A 16900-nucleotide genomic window follows, 5' to 3' on the forward strand; every position below is an offset into this window, starting at 1 on the left:
AAAATCGGCTCCCCCGCGCCCGCAGGGCGGCGGCGCGACAAGCGCGCCGTCCCTGACTGCACGCCTCCCGACTGATGGGTTTTCGGGGTTCCCATGGTGGGAACGAATTCAATCAGTTGGAGGCATTTATGACCAAGATTTCGAACCTGTCCGACCTCGCGATCCTCGCTGCCGAGATGCGCGCTTCCCAGATCGAAGCAGACATCGCCAATGAGTTCGGCCACGCCAACAATGGCGAATACAGCGCCGCGTTCATCGAAACGAGCGAAATGGCGAAGCTGAGCATCGTCGCCGAGCCCGAGCATGCCGACATGCCCGATCCGGAAATGTCGGCCGCCGCCGTCGAGCTCATGATGAAGACCATGTTCGATGTCCTGCGCGATACGAGAATGCAGGAATGCGCCGCTGATCTCGCCTGGGGCTTCTGCAACAGCTTCCACATGGTCGCCAAGCGCATCGAAGGACGTGAAGACGATGCCGCCAAGAAGCTCGGTGAGCTCGCCCGCAATTTCGACCCTTCGGAGATCTACGCGACCGAGCTGGAGGAAACGCAGCAGCTGTGCCAGACGCTCGAGGGCATCCGCGCAGCGCTCGAATGCATGCGCGACCACGCCGCCGAAGTATACCGGGTCGAAACCGGCCGGCCGTTCTCCACCGTCAGGGGCAGCAGGGTCTCGAGCAAGCTCACCGCCTCGGTGGTCGACGCACGCGACTATCTCGCCGGACGCGCCCAACGCCGCCGCGAGCAATACGCACCCGAAGGTCCGGTGGTTGCCTTCTCGGGCGGCGCACAATGGCACGATGACGCGGTCATCTGGGCCCGCCTGGACAACATCGCCAAGCGCATCCCCAACATGATCCTCGTCACGACCGCTCAGAACAAGGGCTGCGACACCATCGCACGCTGCTGGGCGGCCTCGCGCGGGATCAAGCTCGTCGAGTTCAGGCTGGACACCAGCAAGGGCCGGAGCGCCGGGTTCGTCCGCAATGACCGCATCGTCGCTCTCAAGCCGGTCGAAGCAATCGTCTGCCAGGGCTCGGGCATTCAGGCCAACTTCGCCCAGAAGCTTCGGGACGCCGGAGTGCCGCTCCACGTTCTCCGCCTTGCCGACCAACGCCCCGACGAGCTCGCCAGCGCAGCGCGCACAGCTCACTGAGCATCACGGGAGGCTCCGGCATTCGCCGGAGCCTCCCTTTTTCTTCTGTCGTGCTCACACGGTCTCAGGGAGCATCGAACCCCCTTCGCCCGTCGGGGACGCTCGATCTTATGATCGAGGAGGAGAGAGGGGAGGGGGCGGTTGAAGGAGGGAGGACTGTCTCGTGTCGTCCCAGTGTGACGGGTGCCCGCTGGCGCGCGTCAAGGATCGCTGGTCCCCCCAATTTGCTGCGCAAATCGGCTCCCCCGGCGCCCGCTGGCGCGGCGTTCCTGACGGAACGTCCCTGACCCGCTGGCGAACACCGTCCCTTGGGCGCTCCCATCAAGCACAGGAGGTTCACATGGGAATTCAAGTCACATTGTATCAGGCACTGCGGTCTGTTAAGGTGCCGGCGACCGACGCCGAAAAGGTCGTCGAAGACCTCGAGAGCCACATCGCCATGAAGATCACCGAAGCCAACAAGGAACTCGTCGGCGAGCTGAAGAGCCAGCGCTGGGTGCTGGGGTTCCTGCTGATCGTGACAACGATCTCGGCAAGCCTCGGCGGTTATGTCGCCTTCATCCTGAAATAATCCGGGGGGCTTCGGCCCCCTTTTTTCGTCGCACTCTCCGCAAGCAGACGGCGCGGCGCTGCTCGCCAGCGCATCGGCACATGCGTGCCTCGCTGGCTTCGCCGCCGCGCCTGCCACAGCGCGTAATCGACGCATCGACGGGCCGTCGTCGGCCCGGGCTCGGGCGACCGTTGGTGCGCGGGCACCGGCAGTCCCTTGCTGGCCTTGCGGACTTTCGTCCGCCTCGGCTTCGCGCGGTCTGCCGTGTGCCCGATCCCGGCGCGGCGGTGCTCGCCAGCGCATCGGCACATACGTGCCTTGCTGGCATCGCCGCCGCGCCTGCCGCAGCGCGTGATCGACGCATCGACGGGCCGTCGTCGGCCCGGGCTGGGGCGACCCTCGGCGCGCGGGCACCGGCAGTCCCTTGCTGGCCTTGCGGACCTTCGTCCGCCTCGGCTTCGCGCGGTCTGCCGTGCGCCCGATCCAGTCGCGGCGCTGCTCGCCAGCGCATCGGCACATGCGTGCCTCGCTGGCATCGCCGCCGCGCCTGCCACAGCGCGTAATCGACGCATCGACGGGCCGTCGTCGGCCCGGGCTCGGGCGACCGTTGGTGCGCGGGCACCGGCAGTCCCTTGCTGGCCTTGCGGACCTTCGTCCGCCTCGGCTTCGCGCGGTCTGCCGTGTGCCCGATCCCGGCGCGGCGGTGCTCGCCAGCGCATCGGCACATACGTGCCTTGCTGGCATCGCCGCCGCGCCTGCCGCAGCGCGTGATCGACGCATCGACGGGCCGTCGTCGGCCCGGGCTGGGGCGACCCTCGGCGCGCGGGCACCGGCAGTCCCTTGTTGGCCTTGCGGACCTTCGTCCGCCTCGGCTTCGCGCGGTCTGCCGTGCGCCCGATCCAGTCGCGGCGCTGCTCGCCAGCGCATCGGCACATGCGTGCCTCGCTGGCATCGCCGCCGCGCCTGACGCAGCGCGTGATCGACGCATCGACGGGCCGTCGTCGGCCCGGGCTGGGGCGACCCTCGGCGCGCGGGCACCGGCAGTCCCTTGCTGGCCTCGCGGACCTTGTCCGCATCGGCTTCGCGCGGTCTGCCGTGCGCCCGATCCAGCGCGGTGATGGTCGCAAGCGAGCCGGCGCATGCAGCGCATGAACCACTGCGATGCTTGAATGATTTTCGCCGACACCTTAGCTTCTGTCGGGCAGATCTCAATGAAGCAAGCTGCCAGCGACCCGAGGTCTCATGTGAGACCAACCTTGATGGCCCTGCTACGCGACCCGGCAGGGCCATCACTTCATTGTCGCCATCGTTGCCGTTCGCGACAAGTCGCTCACAGCAAGAGGGGAGGAGGATTGATCAGGCGTTCCATTGAGGAGTGCTTGCAGATGACCATCACCTTTCAGCTGAAAAGCAAGACTGCGCCCGTGTCAAAACCGGCTGTCGTAACGCTCAACCAACTCTGCGCATTTCGAGCATTTGCGCAAACGTCTGGCCATCTCGTCGGTGTCTATGATGATCACGACTTCTCGTATCTCGACCAAGGTTTTGACGCGCGCGTCTGCCCTTGGAGTTGGGCAAGCCTTGCCAAGATTTTCGGCAACGAGGAAGCTGTTATCTCCGTCATCGAAGAAGCCCAGTTTCTGGGCCTGAATGTCCGCTTCTGGCGAAACGAAACCACCGCCGACATAATGATCGGCGTATCGTCAACACCTGACGGTTCATTCTCTCTCGATCTCACCGACCAGAATGCAAAAATGCTGCTCGACGCAATCGGCGTCGGATGCGAAACTTCGGGCGCGATCGATGTCAACGAACTTGCCGACGTCATCAACGATCCGCCGACCCGAAGGCACCTTTCTTGGAACGGTTTGGAAACCTATATCGAACAGCTGGACAGGATGGCCCGTGCCTGCTTGTCTTCTGAGTCACAGCTGGTCTGGCAATAGCCTCCGTTCAGACCTGCTGGGAAGGGCGCTGACGATGTCAGCGCCCTTCTTTATTTGCCTTCACGGACCCAAGTTTTCGACCACAGCCATCCAGCGAATAATCACGCAAAGAGCCGCTTTTCAACTTCGTCGATGCCAAGCGCTTTCATGCGTGCCAGGACGGCTTCAAGACGATCAGAATCGAGCTTCATCAGAACGCTCTTCGCGATAACAGCAGATCGCTCGGAAGCCTCACGTTCGGCAAGTCGCTTTTTGCGTTCAGCGAGCCTCAACTCCTCCTCACGAATTGCTGCCCGTTCCTTCTCGATTTTCCCAGCCATGATGTGATCCTTTTTGCCCTGACTAGGCAAATCATAGGACTATCCCTCCGGCAATCAAGACGACGATTTTCGACCAATCGCTGACGAGCGATTGATGATGAAAGCGCCTGCGCCAAGGCTTGGCGCTTTGGGGGCGATATTGCTTCGCGCCAACCAGTGAAACGATCCAAGAACGGTGACCCCGAAGCAGCCCACTGGATTTCCAGACTCACAACAGGATCCGATACCAGGACAGCACCAGGGCCCGGTCGCAGTCCCTAGGGAGATGCACACCCTATGCGGCGCCCGCGAACGAATTTCGACTTATATTCAACGCACTATCAGCCGCTATCAGACTATCATTTCCTATCAGGACGGCGTGAACGCATCTATCTATCTGATATCCCGACTGAATATGCAATTTCAAATTGATAGTCCTTTTCAGTTTCGGCGGGGCGGCTACTGTGCTAAAAACGGTCTGCGGAAGTCCCACCATCCACCTCGAGTGGATGGAAAATGTCAGACAACAACTTCATCAACCTGCGATGCAACCCGCAGGAACTGGCTTTGATCGACGCCTTGGCAAAGCAGCGAGGTTGCACCCGCAGCGAAGCCGTCAGGATTGCGATCAGAGCAGGGGCTGACCCCGCAATGACGGGTCTTGCAGTGGACCTGCGACGCCTCATCCTCCTGGTAGAATACACGCAGGCTGCAGTGGACATCATCGTCCACCGCGAGCACGCCGACGTCGCTCCGGAAATCGAGGCAATTGCAAACGAGCGCATGGAGGAATTCCATGCGACGCGATGACATCCGCTTCAACGGCAAGGGCGCCACAATCCAGCATCATTCCGCGCGCGGAACGGTCACGCGAAATGCTGGTAATTTCACCCGCGGATCGCAGCTCGTCACTCACGAATTCTGGATGTGGTTTGCCGGGATCAAAATCCCGCTGCTGATCTGGTTTCTGGTCTTCAGTCTCGCGCTTGCCACGACCGTCAGCCTCTCGCTCAGCACGGCTGAAATACACCTCGTTTTCATGCGCGTTTATTCAGGCCTCTGGTCGCTAATGCTCCTCGACCCCGCGAAGATCATCCATCTGACCCTTCCCAACGGCATGATCCGCCCCACCGCTATGGGAGCGGTGCCGTACGACCCATTCGTCGCATCCGCTTCGGCGAAGGCTTTTCGATGCCTTCTCGGCTCCGCTTTTATGGCCATCTTCATCGCTGCCCCGCTCAGTGTCTGGTTCATCGAATACTCGCGGCGACGTGGAAAATCGATCCTCGAAGAGCGTCACGAACGCGGAGCCATGCTGGTCGAGCGCGACGTTCTGCGGGATGAAGTTCGCGCTCATAACGGCAACCGTTTTGCCTATGAATGCTCACGGCTCGATCCGGCGCGCGAGCCCGCCGATGTTATCAAGCTAAATCGCCAGCAGAAGCGCGAGCTTGGTATCCATCAACCTTACATGATTGCAGGCGTTCCCTATCCATGGAGGCTCGAGCAAAGCCACACCATGCTGGTCGGCACAACCGGTGCGGGCAAGACCACCCAGCTTCGCTCGCTCGTCACTCAGCTTCGCGAACGCGGCCAGAACGCAGTGATCTTCGATCTTACCGGCGCGTTTGTGGAAGCCTTCTACAATCCCGAGATAGACACAATCCTCAATCCGATGGATCAACGGTGCGTGCCCTGGACCATCTTCAACGACTGCGAACTCTATGCCGATTTTCTGACGGCCGCGACCGCTCTGATCCCGTCTCACCCAGATGAAAAGGAGCCCTTCTGGCAGAATGCTGCACGAACGCTGTTCGTTGAAATCTGCATGAAGCTCAAAGCCGACGGCGAGATGTCAAACGCGGCCATTGCCCACCACCTGATGACCGCAAACCTGAAGCAGATACATGCCAAGCTGAAGGACACGGTCGCGGCTCCCCTGACGTCAGAAACTGCGGCCCGCATGGCGGAGTCGATCAGGTCGGTCTTCAACACCAACGCCAATGCCATTCGCTACATCCCGGACCCTTCGCCGGAGAAGCCTGACAGCTTCTCTATCAAGGCATGGATCAAGGCTTCAGAACCCGGCTCGATCCTGTTTATCACATCGAGCTACTCCGACATGAACTTCACCCGGATGCTGCTGACGCTCTGGACCGACATGGCCGTCACCGCCCAGATGACGCTTCCGCGCACACGCAATCTTCGGACCTGGTTCCTGTTCGACGAGGTCAATGCTCTGCATGCACTTCCTGCCATCGGCAATGGCCTGCAGACCGCCCGGAACTATGGCGGTGCCTTCGTTCTCGGCATCCACTCCTTTGCCAAGTTGGAGGAGACATACGGCGAGAAAGGCGCGACCAACCTTGCGGGCCTTGCGCGCACAAAGCTGATCCTCGCCACGGCCGACTACCAATCGGCTGAACGCTGCGCCGAATTCATCGGCAACCGCGAGGTCCGCCAGATGGATGAAGCCTACAGCTATGGCTACAACAACACCCGTGATGCATCGACCCTGACGCCGCGCAAGGCGATCGAACCGCTGGTCATTCCTGACGACATCACCAACCTTCCTTCGATGCACGGATTCATCAAGTTCCCCGACGGGTTTCCGGCCGCGCGGATCAAGCTGCAATGGAAGGATTACCCCGAGGTCGCCCAAGGGTTCTTGCGTGTGACCAGCATGGAACCGACGCCCTACAAACCGCCAGAAGCCAAACGGCCGGCGAGCCGGCCTGATAGCGCGGAAGGGGGGAGCGAGGGTGGACCTGAGACCTTACCGCCGACCGGGCGCGTTGAGGTGGATGAACACGAGCAGGAGACGACCGAGGCGCTGGAAAGGGCGGAGAGCACAGAGAAGGCTGACGGACACTCAGAGGCGGAGAAGGCTGCTGATGCGATGTTCGTCAACAGCGCAGTTACAGACCTGCACAGTGCGGACGATCTTCAAGGCAGGGACAACTCCGCCACCAGCGGTGAAGCCGAAGATCAAACACCGAGATCACGATCGATCGCAGTGGGATCGCGCTATGCCACCGCGGCGACCGACAAGACCGAAATCGCACGACTACAGGCGAAGGACGCTCTGACCGATAAGACCCTGGGCAAGCAGGACCGCGACCGAACCGAAGAACAGATCCAGCGTGAAAACCGTGAGGGCGCGGGAACTGACCAGAAGGATCAGGGCCAAGGCTACGAAAGGGACGCTTCGAACGATACACCCACGATCGACGATGACTTCGGGCTGGGAGACTGATCATGCTGTCGGTCGCATCGGTCAAATCCGCCTCAGGCGCCGCCGAATACTTCGCCAAGGACGACAAGCACCCGGCCGACTATTACGTGGGAGACGGCGGAGAAGGCGGGGTCGGAGGCGAGGGCGGACCGGGCGATGGTGGGCCCGGTAGCGGTTCAGGCGAAGGGAACGGCGCCGGCAGTGGAGGCACACAAACCGGCAGTTCGCATGGCACGGAAAAAACAGGTTGGGAAGGGAAGGGGGCAGAGCTGCTCGGACTCTCGGGCGAAGTCACCAAGGATGCCTTCGAGAAGATTCTCAATGGAGAGCTGCCCAATGGCGAGAAGATCGGCCAGGTGCCCAACAGGCAGTCCGGTCTGGACCTCACATTCTCGATGCCAAAGTCTGCCAGCATCCTCGCGCTGGTATCGGGCGATGAGCGCATCCTCAATGCGCACTGGAGCGCGGTCAAGGAGACGATGAGCTGGGTCGAGGGCAAGTTCGCCGAGGGCCGGACCTATGAGCGCACCAAATCGGGCGAACCAGTCAAGACAGGTAATCTTGTCTACGCTCTGTTCGCGCATGAAACGAGCCGTGCGCTCGATCCGCAAGGTCATATCCATGTCGTCATCGCCAACCTGACCCGAATGGCGAACGGTGCCTGGCAGGCGCTTCACAATGGCCAGCTATGGAAGAACAACTCGGTCATTGGCGCGGCCTACCATGCTGCCTTCCGCGAGAAACTGGCCGAGCTGGGGTACCAGACCCGCATCACTGGCAAGCACGGGCAGTTCGAGATCAACGGAGTCCCTAAAGAGGCGATCGACGAGTTCAGCAAACGCCGGGAGGCGATCGTCGAGAAGGCGAAGGAGCTGGGCCTCTCATCTCCGGCGGCGATCGACAAGGTCACTACCAATACTCGAGACCCTAAGCTCAACGTCGACGACCGCGAAAAGCTTGCAGCAGACTGGCGCGAGCGTGCCGGAGCGATCGGATTCGACGGCAAGCAGGTCATCGCGGACGCGAAGGCACGCGCCGAGGGCAAGACGACTGACCACCTGCCCACGACCGCGCAGCGTATCGGAGAAACGATATCAAGCATCGTAACCGCAATCGGTGAGGCTTTCAGACCGACCGACAACCTTGTCTCGCAGGGCCTTGCGCGCCTGATGCTGTCTCCCAACGAGCTGCGCACACAGGCAGCGGTGGCGTCGGCCGTCCGTATCCTGGAGCAACGCGAAGCAGCATTTCAAACCTCTCAGGTTACCAAGACCGCACTGGATCTTGGGCTGAAGGGTGTGACGGCCGAGAAAGCCGACGCGCGCGTCGAACAGCTGCTGGAACGCGGAAAACTCATACCGGGGCAATCCAACCGGATCGATGGCGCAGTCACCCACGTCACGACACCGCAAGCGCTCGCCACGGAGTCCCTCATTCTGGCCCAAATCGATAAGGGCAGGGGGTCTGTAAGCCCTATCGTTTCAGCTGATGCAGCGGTCGAGCGGATCAACGCCGTCTCTGGCGACAAGCAACTCAACACCGGCCAAATGGCAGCAGCGGTGCTGGGTTTATCGTCGAGCGACCGCATAGTCGCCGTGCAAGGCGTCGCCGGCGCAGGGAAGTCGACGATGATCTCCGCTGTCGCGCGGGTAGCCGAGCAGGAGGGGCGTAAGGTCATTGGCCTCGCCTTCCAAAACAAGATGGTTGGCGACCTTCGGGACGGTGCCGGGATCGAAGCCCAGACGGTGTCTTCATTCGTCAATGCCTATGCGAAGGCGGCACTGGCGGGACAAGGTGAACGCTACGAGGCAGCGCGCGGCGAGCTGAAGGGTGCTGTCCTGGTGCTCGACGAAGCCTCGATGGTCGGCAGTGAACCGATGAAGCATCTGGTCGGTATCGCCAACGCTCTGGGCGTCGAGAAGCTCATCATGATCGGCGACCGCCAGCAACTTTCGTCGATTGACGCCGGCAAGGCCTTCGCGATGGCGCAAGCCGATGGGATTGCGATGGTGAAGATGGACGAAAATCTGCGCCAGCGCACAGACCAGCTGCGGACAATCGCGGCGCTCGCCAATCGCGGCGAGGTTCGCGGGGCGATGGACGTGCTGGGCGACAAGCTGAAGGCTACCCCCGATCACATCAAATCGGCAGCTGACCAATGGCTGGCGCTCCCCAAGGATGAGCGCGACCGGACGATGGTGTTCGCCTCCGGCCGGGACGCGCGGGCGGAACTCAACCAGCGTATCCAGGACGGCCTGCGTGCCGACGGAACCCTCGGCAAGGAAAGTGTGACGCTCAGCGTGCTCGAGCGGGTCAACACCACGCGCGAGGAGCTTCGCTACCCTCAAACCTACAAAGCGGGCCAGACGCTCGAGGTCGCACGCACCGTCTCGGAAATTGGGCTGCGGCGCGGCAGCTATCAGGTGCTTGGTGTCGACGCCAAGGGCCGCGTTGAACTGAAGGGCAACAACCGCACGGTGCGGTTTGACCCGCAGAAAATCGATCCGAACGACAAGCGTGACGCGCTCGGTCTGACCCAGCACAGCGAGATCAAACTCCACGAGAACGATCAGATCCGCTGGACCATGAACGATAAGGAGCGAGGGCTGTACAATGCCTCGCTCGCACAGGTCACCGGAGTGAGCAGCACCGGCATCAGCGTGAAGACCGCTGACGACCAGATGCTGCATTTGAAGCAGGGCGACCCGATGCTGGAGCGCCTTGGTCTCGCTTACGCGCTCAACATGCACATGGCTCAGGGCGTGACCACCGACAAGGGCATCGCGGTGATGAGCGGTTCGGAAAGCAACCTCTCCAACCAGCGCCTGTTCAACGTCACCGTCACCCGCGTGCGCGACGATCTGACGCTCCACACTGACAACAAGGACCGCCTGATCAGCGCAATCGAGCGCAACGAGGGCAACAAGACCAGCGCGCTCGAGACGGTCGGCCGCCTCGAGATCGACGCGCCCAGGAGCAGTGGATCGGCGCCGGGCAAGACCGACAAGACCTTCAATCCCGAAGTGCCCGCTGATCTCGCCAAGCCTGACAGCATGGATCTCGGCAGGCTTCGCGTCGCGGTCGAACCGCGGGTGCCGGACAAACCCTTCCCCGAAAAAGACATCAGCCTGGAGATCTGATCATGAAACCCTCAGTCAATTACGACTATCTCATGCACGGCGACCACATCCATTGGTGCGATGTTGAGGCGCAAGGCATATCGCGCTGCGAGGCGCAGGCGATGCGCGAGCACTCGGCCGCGACAAACACTGATCCGATTGCCGAAGTCAGCGTCTCCATGCTGATCGCGATGAGCATCACCATGGTCGCGGGTTTGGTCTGGGGAATGAAACGCCGTGAGGGAGGAACTGATCGGGGGAGAGCAGCGGCAACGGTTGCATCTCGTACATCGGGGATCGGCGCATGAATGTAGCGCCGAATCTTGGGGTGGAGCCGTCCTGCACTCTCTCGGCGATTGGGAGACGCATGAAGTGCGCACGGGTCTCCCTCGAGCTCACACAAGCACAGCTTGCCGCGCGGCTAGGGATCGCCCGCCAAACCCTCACCGGCTACGAGCAAGGCCACACAGACCCGCCCGCGAGCCTTCTGGCGCAATTGTGCGATGATTACGCCATCGACCGTGTCTGGTTGCTGCTGGGCCATCAGCCGCCTTTGATGGTCGACCCTACGGGTGGCGCATACCCCGACTTTCAGGGCACGGGGGAGGAGGGCCGATGGGTATCGATTACTCTCAAACCCTGGCTGAAGAACGGACTGATGGTAGCGACACGAGCTCAAATTTGTGGGGCGTTCGACCAGAATCGCGCGGGGGATCAGCGTTATGAGGTCACGCTTCGAACCCTTACTAGAATATTTCGTTTGGATGTTGGTAGGCTTCCCCATCCTTTACCTCGCGGCAACCAGACAGCTTCCCGGGCTTGAGATAGAATTTCCTTTCCCCGAGACGGGGAGCGTGAGCGTGGCGAGCGATCTGCCAATGAGCAGCGTGCGAAGCCGCCTCACGGTCCGCTCCAGTGAATCGAACGCCGTTGTTCAGCTTATACACCCGGAAACCAACCGGCATGTCATTTCCGTGTTTGTCGAAGCCAACAGCGAATTAACAATCCCCGTCCCGGTCGGCATCTGGCGCATACGCGTGATCGAGGGGCAGAAATGGCATGGCAATGCCAAGTTCTTTGGCCCCAATACCCAATACGAAACTGTCGCCGAGCTGATGGAGTTTGGGCACTCGCGCGGGAACGGTACCGACCTACACCGGCGTATCGACGGTAACCTGAAGACGCGGGAGATGCTCATGGGGCCTGAGCCGCTATGACCGAGATTGGACTCATCGCGGTCATTGCCATCGCCGTTTTCGTGGTCATGCTCATGTCCACGAGACAAGGCATAGGTTCGCTCCCCGTCCGTGCGGCCCCACTTATGACAAAGCGCGAGCGGATCGTCTGCGAAATGATCGAGCGCGCTGTCCCTCACGCGCGGATCCATGCTCAGGTTTCGATGGGAGCGATCCTGCGGCCCGCTGCGGGGCTTGATCGATCGCGCTCGACCAGTGTTCGCAACCGGTTCTCGTCGAAACGGGTCGATTTCGTGCTTGAGGACCGAGCAAGCGGTGAAATCATCGCCATCGTCGAGCTCGACGACCGCACGCACAATCGCTCGGCCGACCGGCAACGCGACCGCATGACTGCGCGAGCAGGCTATCTCACGATCCGGCTTGGACCCATCCGCCACACTTTCGCAACCGTCCGTCAGGCGCTCGCGGAGGTACTGGTGTAAGGCAAGTAGCAACGAGGTAACGATCTAGAATAACTGGAAAAAGGAAGGTACGATGAGCAACTGGAATTTCGAAGACATGGGCGACTTCGCCGACGATGCCGCGGCTGAGCGCTGGGCTAAGCGCAACGATATCGACCTGCGCGATATCCGAACCAGTGCGAGCGGGAAGGGGGTACGGCTAGAGGTGCGGCGATCGTCGCTCGGAGACAGCCGCGCACAAAGCGATCTGCGCGAAGGGCGCAGGACGGGGTGGTAACTGGTAACAGATAACACGGAAGGGAAGCACAATGACACACAGACACTTGATGATCGGTCTGCCGGTGGCAGCAGCCGCTATAGCTGTGCCTTCGAGCGCGCATGCCGCTCAGGTTCAGGACGTAGCGAACAGCATGGCCAGCTTCGCCCAAGCAAAGGCAGGTTCCGACGCAGCCGAGCGGGCCGCCGAAAAGCAGGCGCGCTACCTCGCTCGAAAAGAGGCGGGCAAGATGGCAGACTGCGACGATTGCACCGATTGCGCGCCATGTGAGGCGTGCAAGGAATGTGACGAGGACGCGCGCCCCAACGAAGAGAAGGAGGGCGCTCGCCATGCATAAAGCATCAATTACCGCTGCGGCGCTTGCCTCGCTGACATTGCTCAGCAGTGCCGCATTGGCCCAAACAGCAGGCAAGGGCGGCACAGGGGTCGATGAGAACACCGAACTGCCACGCTGTGCGCAGCCCCTCGGAGTGGTGGCCCTGGTAGAAGAGAAGGCTCCAAGCCCGACCGACGGCCTCGCCGGGGAGCTCTCGCCAGGCATGGCCGCCTTGCTGAGGATGGCCGAGGCGCAGCAAGGCGGCGGAACGGCGAGGGTCGATCCTCTGCCGCTCATTAAGCTGATGGCCGCCCGATCCAATTGCTTTCGCGTGGCCGATCGCGGCGCTGCAATGGGCGCTCTCGAGCGCGAACGATCACTGAACGGGGCCCCGACCTCGTCGGCGATGGTGAAAGCTGACTATCTCATCAGCGCGCAGGTGCTCTATTCGGATGCGAAAAGTCGGGAGAGCGGAGGGGGCCTTGGGGGCGCTTTCGGAAGCGCCGTCGGCCTTAAGACCAAGACTCTCGAAAGTCAGGTGCTCCTATCGCTCATCGATGTCGATACCGGCCTCCAAGAGGCCGTCGCTACCGGTTCCGCGCGCAAGAAAGACGTAGGTGTAGTCGGGGGCGGACTGCTATTGGGTCTCGGTGTCGGCGCTCTTGGCGGAACCTACGGCTCCACTGACATCGGCAAGATCACCTCGATCGCAGTGCTCGATGCGTTCCGCAAGCTGATCATCGAAGCGCAGGCGCGCCTGCCGCAGCGGACCGCCGCAGGACCGCAAGACCGAGCCGAATCCGCGACCGAGGCGCATGGAGGGGTGAATGATCCTCAAGGCCAGTGACGGGCGCGCGGCAGACATAGATGCTCTGGAAGCGCTTTTGACGGAGCGTATCACCGTCGACCAGCGCCGGGCAATCGAGACCGAACTGTATACCCTGCGGCAAGGGGCGCGCGGCGAACGAGAAACGGCTCATATTCTTGACCGAACCTATGGCCACTCGGAAAGAGTGGTGGTCATCCACGATCTAAGACTTCCTGACGGTCTCGGCGGTCATGTGCAGTTCGACCACCTTCTCCTCAACCGTGTCCTAAAGCGGATCGCGGTGCTCGAGACGAAGAACTTCACCGGGAGGATCTCGAAAAACGAACACGACGAATGGTGTGTCTGGTATCCGAAAAAGCGGCATCCGGTAGAAATACCAAACCCGGTCGCGCAGGCTGAACGAGCTGCACGCCTGCTTGAGCTATGGCTCGAAGCACATCAGCATTCCGCAGCCTTCAGAAGGGTCGAGGGATGGGTTATCGTGCCCCCGACCTGCAAAATCGACCGCACCCGCATCGGCACCGGCACGCGGATCGTGAAGGTCGATAACTTCCACGAACGTTGGATCGAGGATGTGAGCTGGACCGACACGACCGGGTTTCTGACGGGACTCAGCGTCGGACAGCTCCGCGCAGTGGGGGCGCAACTGGTCTCGCAACACGTGCCGCCGTACTATGCATGGAGAAAGCGGTTTTCTGTCGCCGAAATGGCACTTTCAGAAACCGCTCTACCAACTGTGCTAACTGACAAGCCAGGCATTGTCGAAAAGCTCCCCGACACACTTACGGAAGGCACTACAGTTCCCCAAGAAGGTCAAGACACCATTCAGCTCGAGGACGGAGCAACACAAGTCGAACACCCGGATCAAGCGGACGAGGGCCAAACTGAACGGGCCGAGAACAGTGCTGCCGATCAGAAAGACGCAGAGTCCACTACGAAGCGCACGAAGTCGGCCCCAAAGGCAAGCGCGCTCATTCCCGTTGTCGATGGAATCTCCGAACGTGCCCTCCCTGACGGCCGCGTCGCTTTCCTCGCTCAGACCGGCACGCCCGCAGCCGATGCGCTCGCAGCTATCTGCAAAGGCCGGGCAATCTGGAACCCGCGCTTTCGCAACTGGCTGTGTCCAGAGGATAAGGCGACGGAGATCCGCGAGGCGCTTGTCAAACAAGAAGCGGAAACACAATCATGAACATGGCGGCCGGAATCGGGAGCGCGCAGTGCCCAAAGTGCCGCCGATCGGTCGGTCAATGGAACGAGCCGCGGATGGTTCATGTTTGTGCCTCATGCGGCGCGCCACTTATTCGCCTCAGGGCAAGCCGCTCGCTACGGCTTTACCGCCTGATGCCGCTGGCAGAGCTGGTGCGCATCGCCGGTTCAGTCATCACGATTGGAGCGATCATCTCCGCAGTCGCGCTGCCAGGCGGCATAAGGACTGCTATATTCCTGGTGGCGAGCGCGCTGATCGCCTTCGGCAGCGCTGATGTCATTCAGGAAGGTTTCGCCATGCGCGCACGGCGCCCGCGCATCGATGCAATCATTGACCGGCCCAGCACTGGCAAGTGGAAGGCCTTCGCGCGAATGGCTGTCGGTGTGATCTGCTTTGGTCTCGGCCTGGTCGGATTCATCGTCTGGGCGAGCATCACCACCGAGGTTTAATCGGCCACACACCAAAATTCGCCATGAACACAGTCGCAACAGAAAGAAACAAACCGTAGGCGACTACGGACATTTCGACGAAGTGACGATGAAACTTCTGAACGAAGAAAATAGAAAATCGGCTTAGACGATTAACCTCGGCAATCAAGAATCTCAGTTTGATAATAAGGATTATGTAAAATGGAGCACCGCCACTGTCCATGTACACTGTGTCCAGTGTGATTGTACGACGGTTGCTATCATGGTAGTTCCATAGACTCGATCTGCCGCGCCCGATAGTCGCCGCAGCTTAAGCGCAAGGCTCGCGTGATTGCGCGGTTCGTAGCCTCAAGATCAAAGCGCTCCGGATCAAACTTGCGTCCCGCCCAGCGCCGATTGTCCGCGTGATCCTCATGGTCAGGATCGCGCCACACCTCAAGGAAGGCTTCATAGCCGATGTCTCCGCCGACATCCTCCGGCGGACAGCTTCGCGATCCGGCAATGTTCTCTTAATGTAGCAACAATGGTGTCATGAGATCTCTGATCGAGATGGTAGCCGTGCAAGATAGCCCATATGGCGATACTGCAATGGGCGGGAACCAGCGCCATGATCGCCTTCATCGCCAGCGGGGTATCAGGTGCCCGCGCCAACGGGCCGTTGGAGTAAAATAGGCTAGAGATCGAAGCGATATCAGTAGGCAGCGCTTGTTTGGACGCCGCCTTTGTGCCTGTTAGCTCAGCTTGTCTCTGCCGACGAGGCTCTCGCCGGTTAAACCGCCACCGACTTCGGGAAAGACTTGGTTGAGGCCCAGTGATGCATTATCTGTCGCTTCATGACCGAAGCCGCAACACAGCATCCAAAAGAAGCTGACGAGCCAGTCAGCTTCATCATAACGGTTCACGATCATCAATCGATCGGCAACGTCGTTCTTAAACTTGAGGCGCTGGGCCTTGACGTTGAGCGGGTAATGAAGCGGACCGGCGTCCTCGGAGGACGCGGGCCAAGTCGGCTTCTACCGAAGATCACTGCGCTGCCAAGCGTGAAGACTGCGCGAGCTCAGCATGGACTTCAGTTGCCGCCAATGCATGACTCCATCCCCCAATAATACTCGCCGTTTTGCATTGTGTCGAAGCTGCAGCGCGGCACTCACTGTTCGAATGTTCGCGTTCATGCGAATGGTCACGGGAAAGAAAGCCTATGAGGCCTTGGGGTCGTCCCAGAGGCTGAGGCGAAGGTCATCAGCGGTTATGCTTTCGCGAAGGCACGGCATATCATTAACATAACCAACTTAGGATAGACGTGGCTGTTCAGTAGAAAATGATTTCAGGCTGATCCTCATGACCCGCAATCGCACCTTTGGATTGGTAGCCTTGGCATTGACAACTGCCACTGCATGCTACCTCTATTTCCTTTCGCCACATGTAGCTCTTTCAGGAATGAAGGCGGCTTTCGAGGAGCGGGATCACGAAACATTCTCTTCCTACATCGACTTTGATCGGCTCAAGTCCTCCCTTCGCGAAGAATCGGCTGCACAGGCGGCCGCCCAGATCGCCGAGAGCGACGATGTGTTCGGACAAATCGGGACGGCTGCAGGAGCTGCATTCGCCGACACAATCATCGACCGCCTCGTTTCTCCTGCGGCAATTCGGGTCGCGTTCCAACGCGGCGCATCCAAAAAGGACAAGGCAGCACCAGCGACCGCGTTGTTTTCGGGGATCGATGGAGAGGGGAACATCGATCGCAATGGTCTCAGCCAGTTCAAACTCGTCAGCAAGGAGGGAATCGTATTGGTCTTCGCCCGGAGCTGGTTCAGCTGTGAGCTCGTTGGCTTGGAGTTTCCCACGAGCACCGTACGTTCCGAAACGGGCGCAACGCTAGG

At 60.6% G+C, this 16900-nt stretch carries 19 protein-coding genes; 16 read left to right on the top strand and 3 right to left on the bottom strand.

All coding sequences use genetic code 11. The annotated features are described in order from the left end of the window. Positions 1 to 128: 128 nt before the first annotated feature. The 3 genes from SJY33_RS15070 to SJY33_RS15080 all read left to right on the top strand — a co-directional run bounded on the left by SJY33_RS15070 (position 129) and on the right by SJY33_RS15080 (position 3653). Positions 129 to 1157, top strand: a complete 1029-nt coding sequence (locus tag SJY33_RS15070) for a DUF2493 domain-containing protein (protein ID WP_379923734.1) — start codon at positions 129 to 131, stop codon at positions 1155 to 1157. 340 nt (positions 1158 to 1497) lie between these two features. Next, positions 1498 to 1728, top strand: a complete 231-nt coding sequence (locus tag SJY33_RS15075) for a hypothetical protein (protein WP_156440675.1) — start codon at positions 1498 to 1500, stop codon at positions 1726 to 1728. A 1364-nt stretch (positions 1729 to 3092) separates the two neighbouring features. Then, positions 3093 to 3653, top strand: coding sequence for a hypothetical protein (locus SJY33_RS15080; RefSeq protein ID WP_379923735.1), 561 nt, complete (start codon positions 3093 to 3095; stop codon positions 3651 to 3653). A 101-nt stretch (positions 3654 to 3754) separates the two neighbouring features. Here SJY33_RS15080 and SJY33_RS15085 read toward each other — a convergent pair whose 3' ends face one another. Further along, positions 3755 to 3973, bottom strand: a complete 219-nt coding sequence (locus tag SJY33_RS15085) for a hypothetical protein (RefSeq protein WP_379923736.1) — start codon at positions 3971 to 3973, stop codon at positions 3755 to 3757. Between the two features lie 495 nt (positions 3974 to 4468). On the opposite strand from SJY33_RS15085, the gene SJY33_RS15090 reads away from it, so the two are divergent. From SJY33_RS15090 to SJY33_RS15145, 12 genes are all read left to right on the top strand, one after another. Continuing rightward, positions 4469 to 4762: a ribbon-helix-helix protein, CopG family gene (locus tag SJY33_RS15090; RefSeq protein WP_086740387.1), complete on the top strand. Its 294-nt coding sequence runs from the start codon at positions 4469 to 4471 to the stop codon at positions 4760 to 4762. A 307-nt stretch (positions 4763 to 5069) separates the two neighbouring features. Further along, on the top strand, positions 5070 to 7208 hold the full coding sequence (locus SJY33_RS15095) for a type IV secretion system DNA-binding domain-containing protein (RefSeq protein WP_379923738.1): 2139 nt from the start codon (positions 5070 to 5072) through the stop codon (positions 7206 to 7208). Between the two features lie 2 nt (positions 7209 to 7210). Beyond that, positions 7211 to 10327 (top strand): MobF family relaxase, encoded by a 3117-nt coding sequence (mobF, locus tag SJY33_RS15100; RefSeq protein WP_379923739.1) that lies wholly within the window; start codon positions 7211 to 7213, stop codon positions 10325 to 10327. 2 nt (positions 10328 to 10329) lie between these two features. Next, positions 10330 to 10614 carry a hypothetical protein gene (locus tag SJY33_RS15105; protein ID WP_379923740.1) on the top strand — a complete coding sequence of 95 codons (285 nt, stop codon included), beginning with the start codon at positions 10330 to 10332 and terminating at the stop codon, positions 10612 to 10614. Between the two features lie 59 nt (positions 10615 to 10673). Then, positions 10674 to 11129 (top strand): helix-turn-helix domain-containing protein, encoded by a 456-nt coding sequence (locus SJY33_RS15110; protein WP_379923741.1) that lies wholly within the window; start codon positions 10674 to 10676, stop codon positions 11127 to 11129. Between the two features lie 37 nt (positions 11130 to 11166). Next, positions 11167 to 11523 carry a hypothetical protein gene (locus tag SJY33_RS15115; protein ID WP_379923742.1) on the top strand — a complete coding sequence of 119 codons (357 nt, stop codon included), beginning with the start codon at positions 11167 to 11169 and terminating at the stop codon, positions 11521 to 11523. After that, positions 11520 to 11984, top strand: coding sequence for a DUF2726 domain-containing protein (locus SJY33_RS15120; RefSeq protein WP_379923743.1), 465 nt, complete (start codon positions 11520 to 11522; stop codon positions 11982 to 11984). The genes SJY33_RS15115 and SJY33_RS15120 overlap by 4 nt, the downstream gene beginning before the upstream one ends. Positions 11985 to 12036: 52 nt before the next feature. Continuing rightward, positions 12037 to 12240, top strand: coding sequence for a hypothetical protein (locus SJY33_RS15125; RefSeq protein WP_379923744.1), 204 nt, complete (start codon positions 12037 to 12039; stop codon positions 12238 to 12240). 31 nt (positions 12241 to 12271) lie between these two features. Further along, complete coding sequence (locus SJY33_RS15130; RefSeq protein WP_379923746.1) at positions 12272 to 12577, top strand: hypothetical protein; 306 nt, start codon at positions 12272 to 12274, stop codon at positions 12575 to 12577. Further along, positions 12570 to 13403 (top strand): hypothetical protein, encoded by an 834-nt coding sequence (locus SJY33_RS15135; protein WP_379923749.1) that lies wholly within the window; start codon positions 12570 to 12572, stop codon positions 13401 to 13403. The genes SJY33_RS15130 and SJY33_RS15135 overlap by 8 nt, the downstream gene beginning before the upstream one ends. Beyond that, positions 13384 to 14574, top strand: a complete 1191-nt coding sequence (locus tag SJY33_RS15140; protein ID WP_379923750.1) for a nuclease-related domain-containing protein — start codon at positions 13384 to 13386, stop codon at positions 14572 to 14574. Before SJY33_RS15135 ends, SJY33_RS15140 begins: the two co-directional genes overlap by 20 nt. A 152-nt stretch (positions 14575 to 14726) precedes the next feature. Further along, a complete protein-coding gene (locus tag SJY33_RS15145) occupies positions 14727 to 15041 on the top strand; it encodes a hypothetical protein (RefSeq protein WP_379923751.1) in 315 nt (104 codons plus the stop codon). 239 nt (positions 15042 to 15280) lie between these two features. Here SJY33_RS15145 and SJY33_RS15150 read toward each other — a convergent pair whose 3' ends face one another. Beyond that, a complete protein-coding gene (locus tag SJY33_RS15150; RefSeq protein ID WP_379923759.1) occupies positions 15281 to 15523 on the bottom strand; it encodes a hypothetical protein in 243 nt (80 codons plus the stop codon). A gap of 228 nt (positions 15524 to 15751) precedes the next feature. Continuing rightward, the gene (locus tag SJY33_RS15155) at positions 15752 to 15922 is read right to left on the bottom strand and encodes a hypothetical protein (protein WP_379923753.1); all 171 of its coding nucleotides are present in this window, start codon (positions 15920 to 15922) and stop codon (positions 15752 to 15754) included. A gap of 436 nt (positions 15923 to 16358) precedes the next feature. Here SJY33_RS15155 and SJY33_RS15160 point away from each other — a divergent pair. Then, the coding region (locus SJY33_RS15160; RefSeq protein ID WP_379923754.1) for a DUF2939 domain-containing protein at positions 16359 to 16900 on the top strand (542 nt) is incomplete at its 3' end.

This window comes from Erythrobacter sp. R86502, from assembly GCF_042466465.1.
GTDB lineage: Bacteria > Pseudomonadota > Alphaproteobacteria > Sphingomonadales > Sphingomonadaceae > Erythrobacter.

Excerpts from the sequence above, each read along its gene's own strand:
- SJY33_RS15070 (WP_379923734.1), top strand. The coding sequence starts at position 129 with ATGACCAAGATTTCGAACCTGTCCGACCTCGCGATCCTCGCTGCCGAG.
- SJY33_RS15075 (WP_156440675.1), top strand. The coding sequence starts at position 1,498 with ATGGGAATTCAAGTCACATTGTATCAGGCACTGCGGTCTGTTAAGGTG.
- SJY33_RS15080 (WP_379923735.1), top strand. The coding sequence starts at position 3,093 with ATGACCATCACCTTTCAGCTGAAAAGCAAGACTGCGCCCGTGTCAAAA.
- SJY33_RS15085 (WP_379923736.1), bottom strand. The coding sequence starts at position 3,973 with ATGGCTGGGAAAATCGAGAAGGAACGGGCAGCAATTCGTGAGGAGGAG.
- SJY33_RS15090 (WP_086740387.1), top strand. The coding sequence starts at position 4,469 with ATGTCAGACAACAACTTCATCAACCTGCGATGCAACCCGCAGGAACTG.
- SJY33_RS15095 (WP_379923738.1), top strand. The coding sequence starts at position 5,070 with ATGATCCGCCCCACCGCTATGGGAGCGGTGCCGTACGACCCATTCGTC.
- mobF (WP_379923739.1), top strand. The coding sequence starts at position 7,211 with ATGCTGTCGGTCGCATCGGTCAAATCCGCCTCAGGCGCCGCCGAATAC.
- SJY33_RS15105 (WP_379923740.1), top strand. The coding sequence starts at position 10,330 with ATGAAACCCTCAGTCAATTACGACTATCTCATGCACGGCGACCACATC.
- SJY33_RS15110 (WP_379923741.1), top strand. The coding sequence starts at position 10,674 with ATGAAGTGCGCACGGGTCTCCCTCGAGCTCACACAAGCACAGCTTGCC.
- SJY33_RS15120 (WP_379923743.1), top strand. The coding sequence starts at position 11,520 with ATGACCGAGATTGGACTCATCGCGGTCATTGCCATCGCCGTTTTCGTG.
- SJY33_RS15125 (WP_379923744.1), top strand. The coding sequence starts at position 12,037 with ATGAGCAACTGGAATTTCGAAGACATGGGCGACTTCGCCGACGATGCC.
- SJY33_RS15130 (WP_379923746.1), top strand. The coding sequence starts at position 12,272 with ATGACACACAGACACTTGATGATCGGTCTGCCGGTGGCAGCAGCCGCT.
- SJY33_RS15135 (WP_379923749.1), top strand. The coding sequence starts at position 12,570 with ATGCATAAAGCATCAATTACCGCTGCGGCGCTTGCCTCGCTGACATTG.
- SJY33_RS15140 (WP_379923750.1), top strand. The coding sequence starts at position 13,384 with ATGATCCTCAAGGCCAGTGACGGGCGCGCGGCAGACATAGATGCTCTG.
- SJY33_RS15145 (WP_379923751.1), top strand. The coding sequence starts at position 14,727 with ATGCCGCTGGCAGAGCTGGTGCGCATCGCCGGTTCAGTCATCACGATT.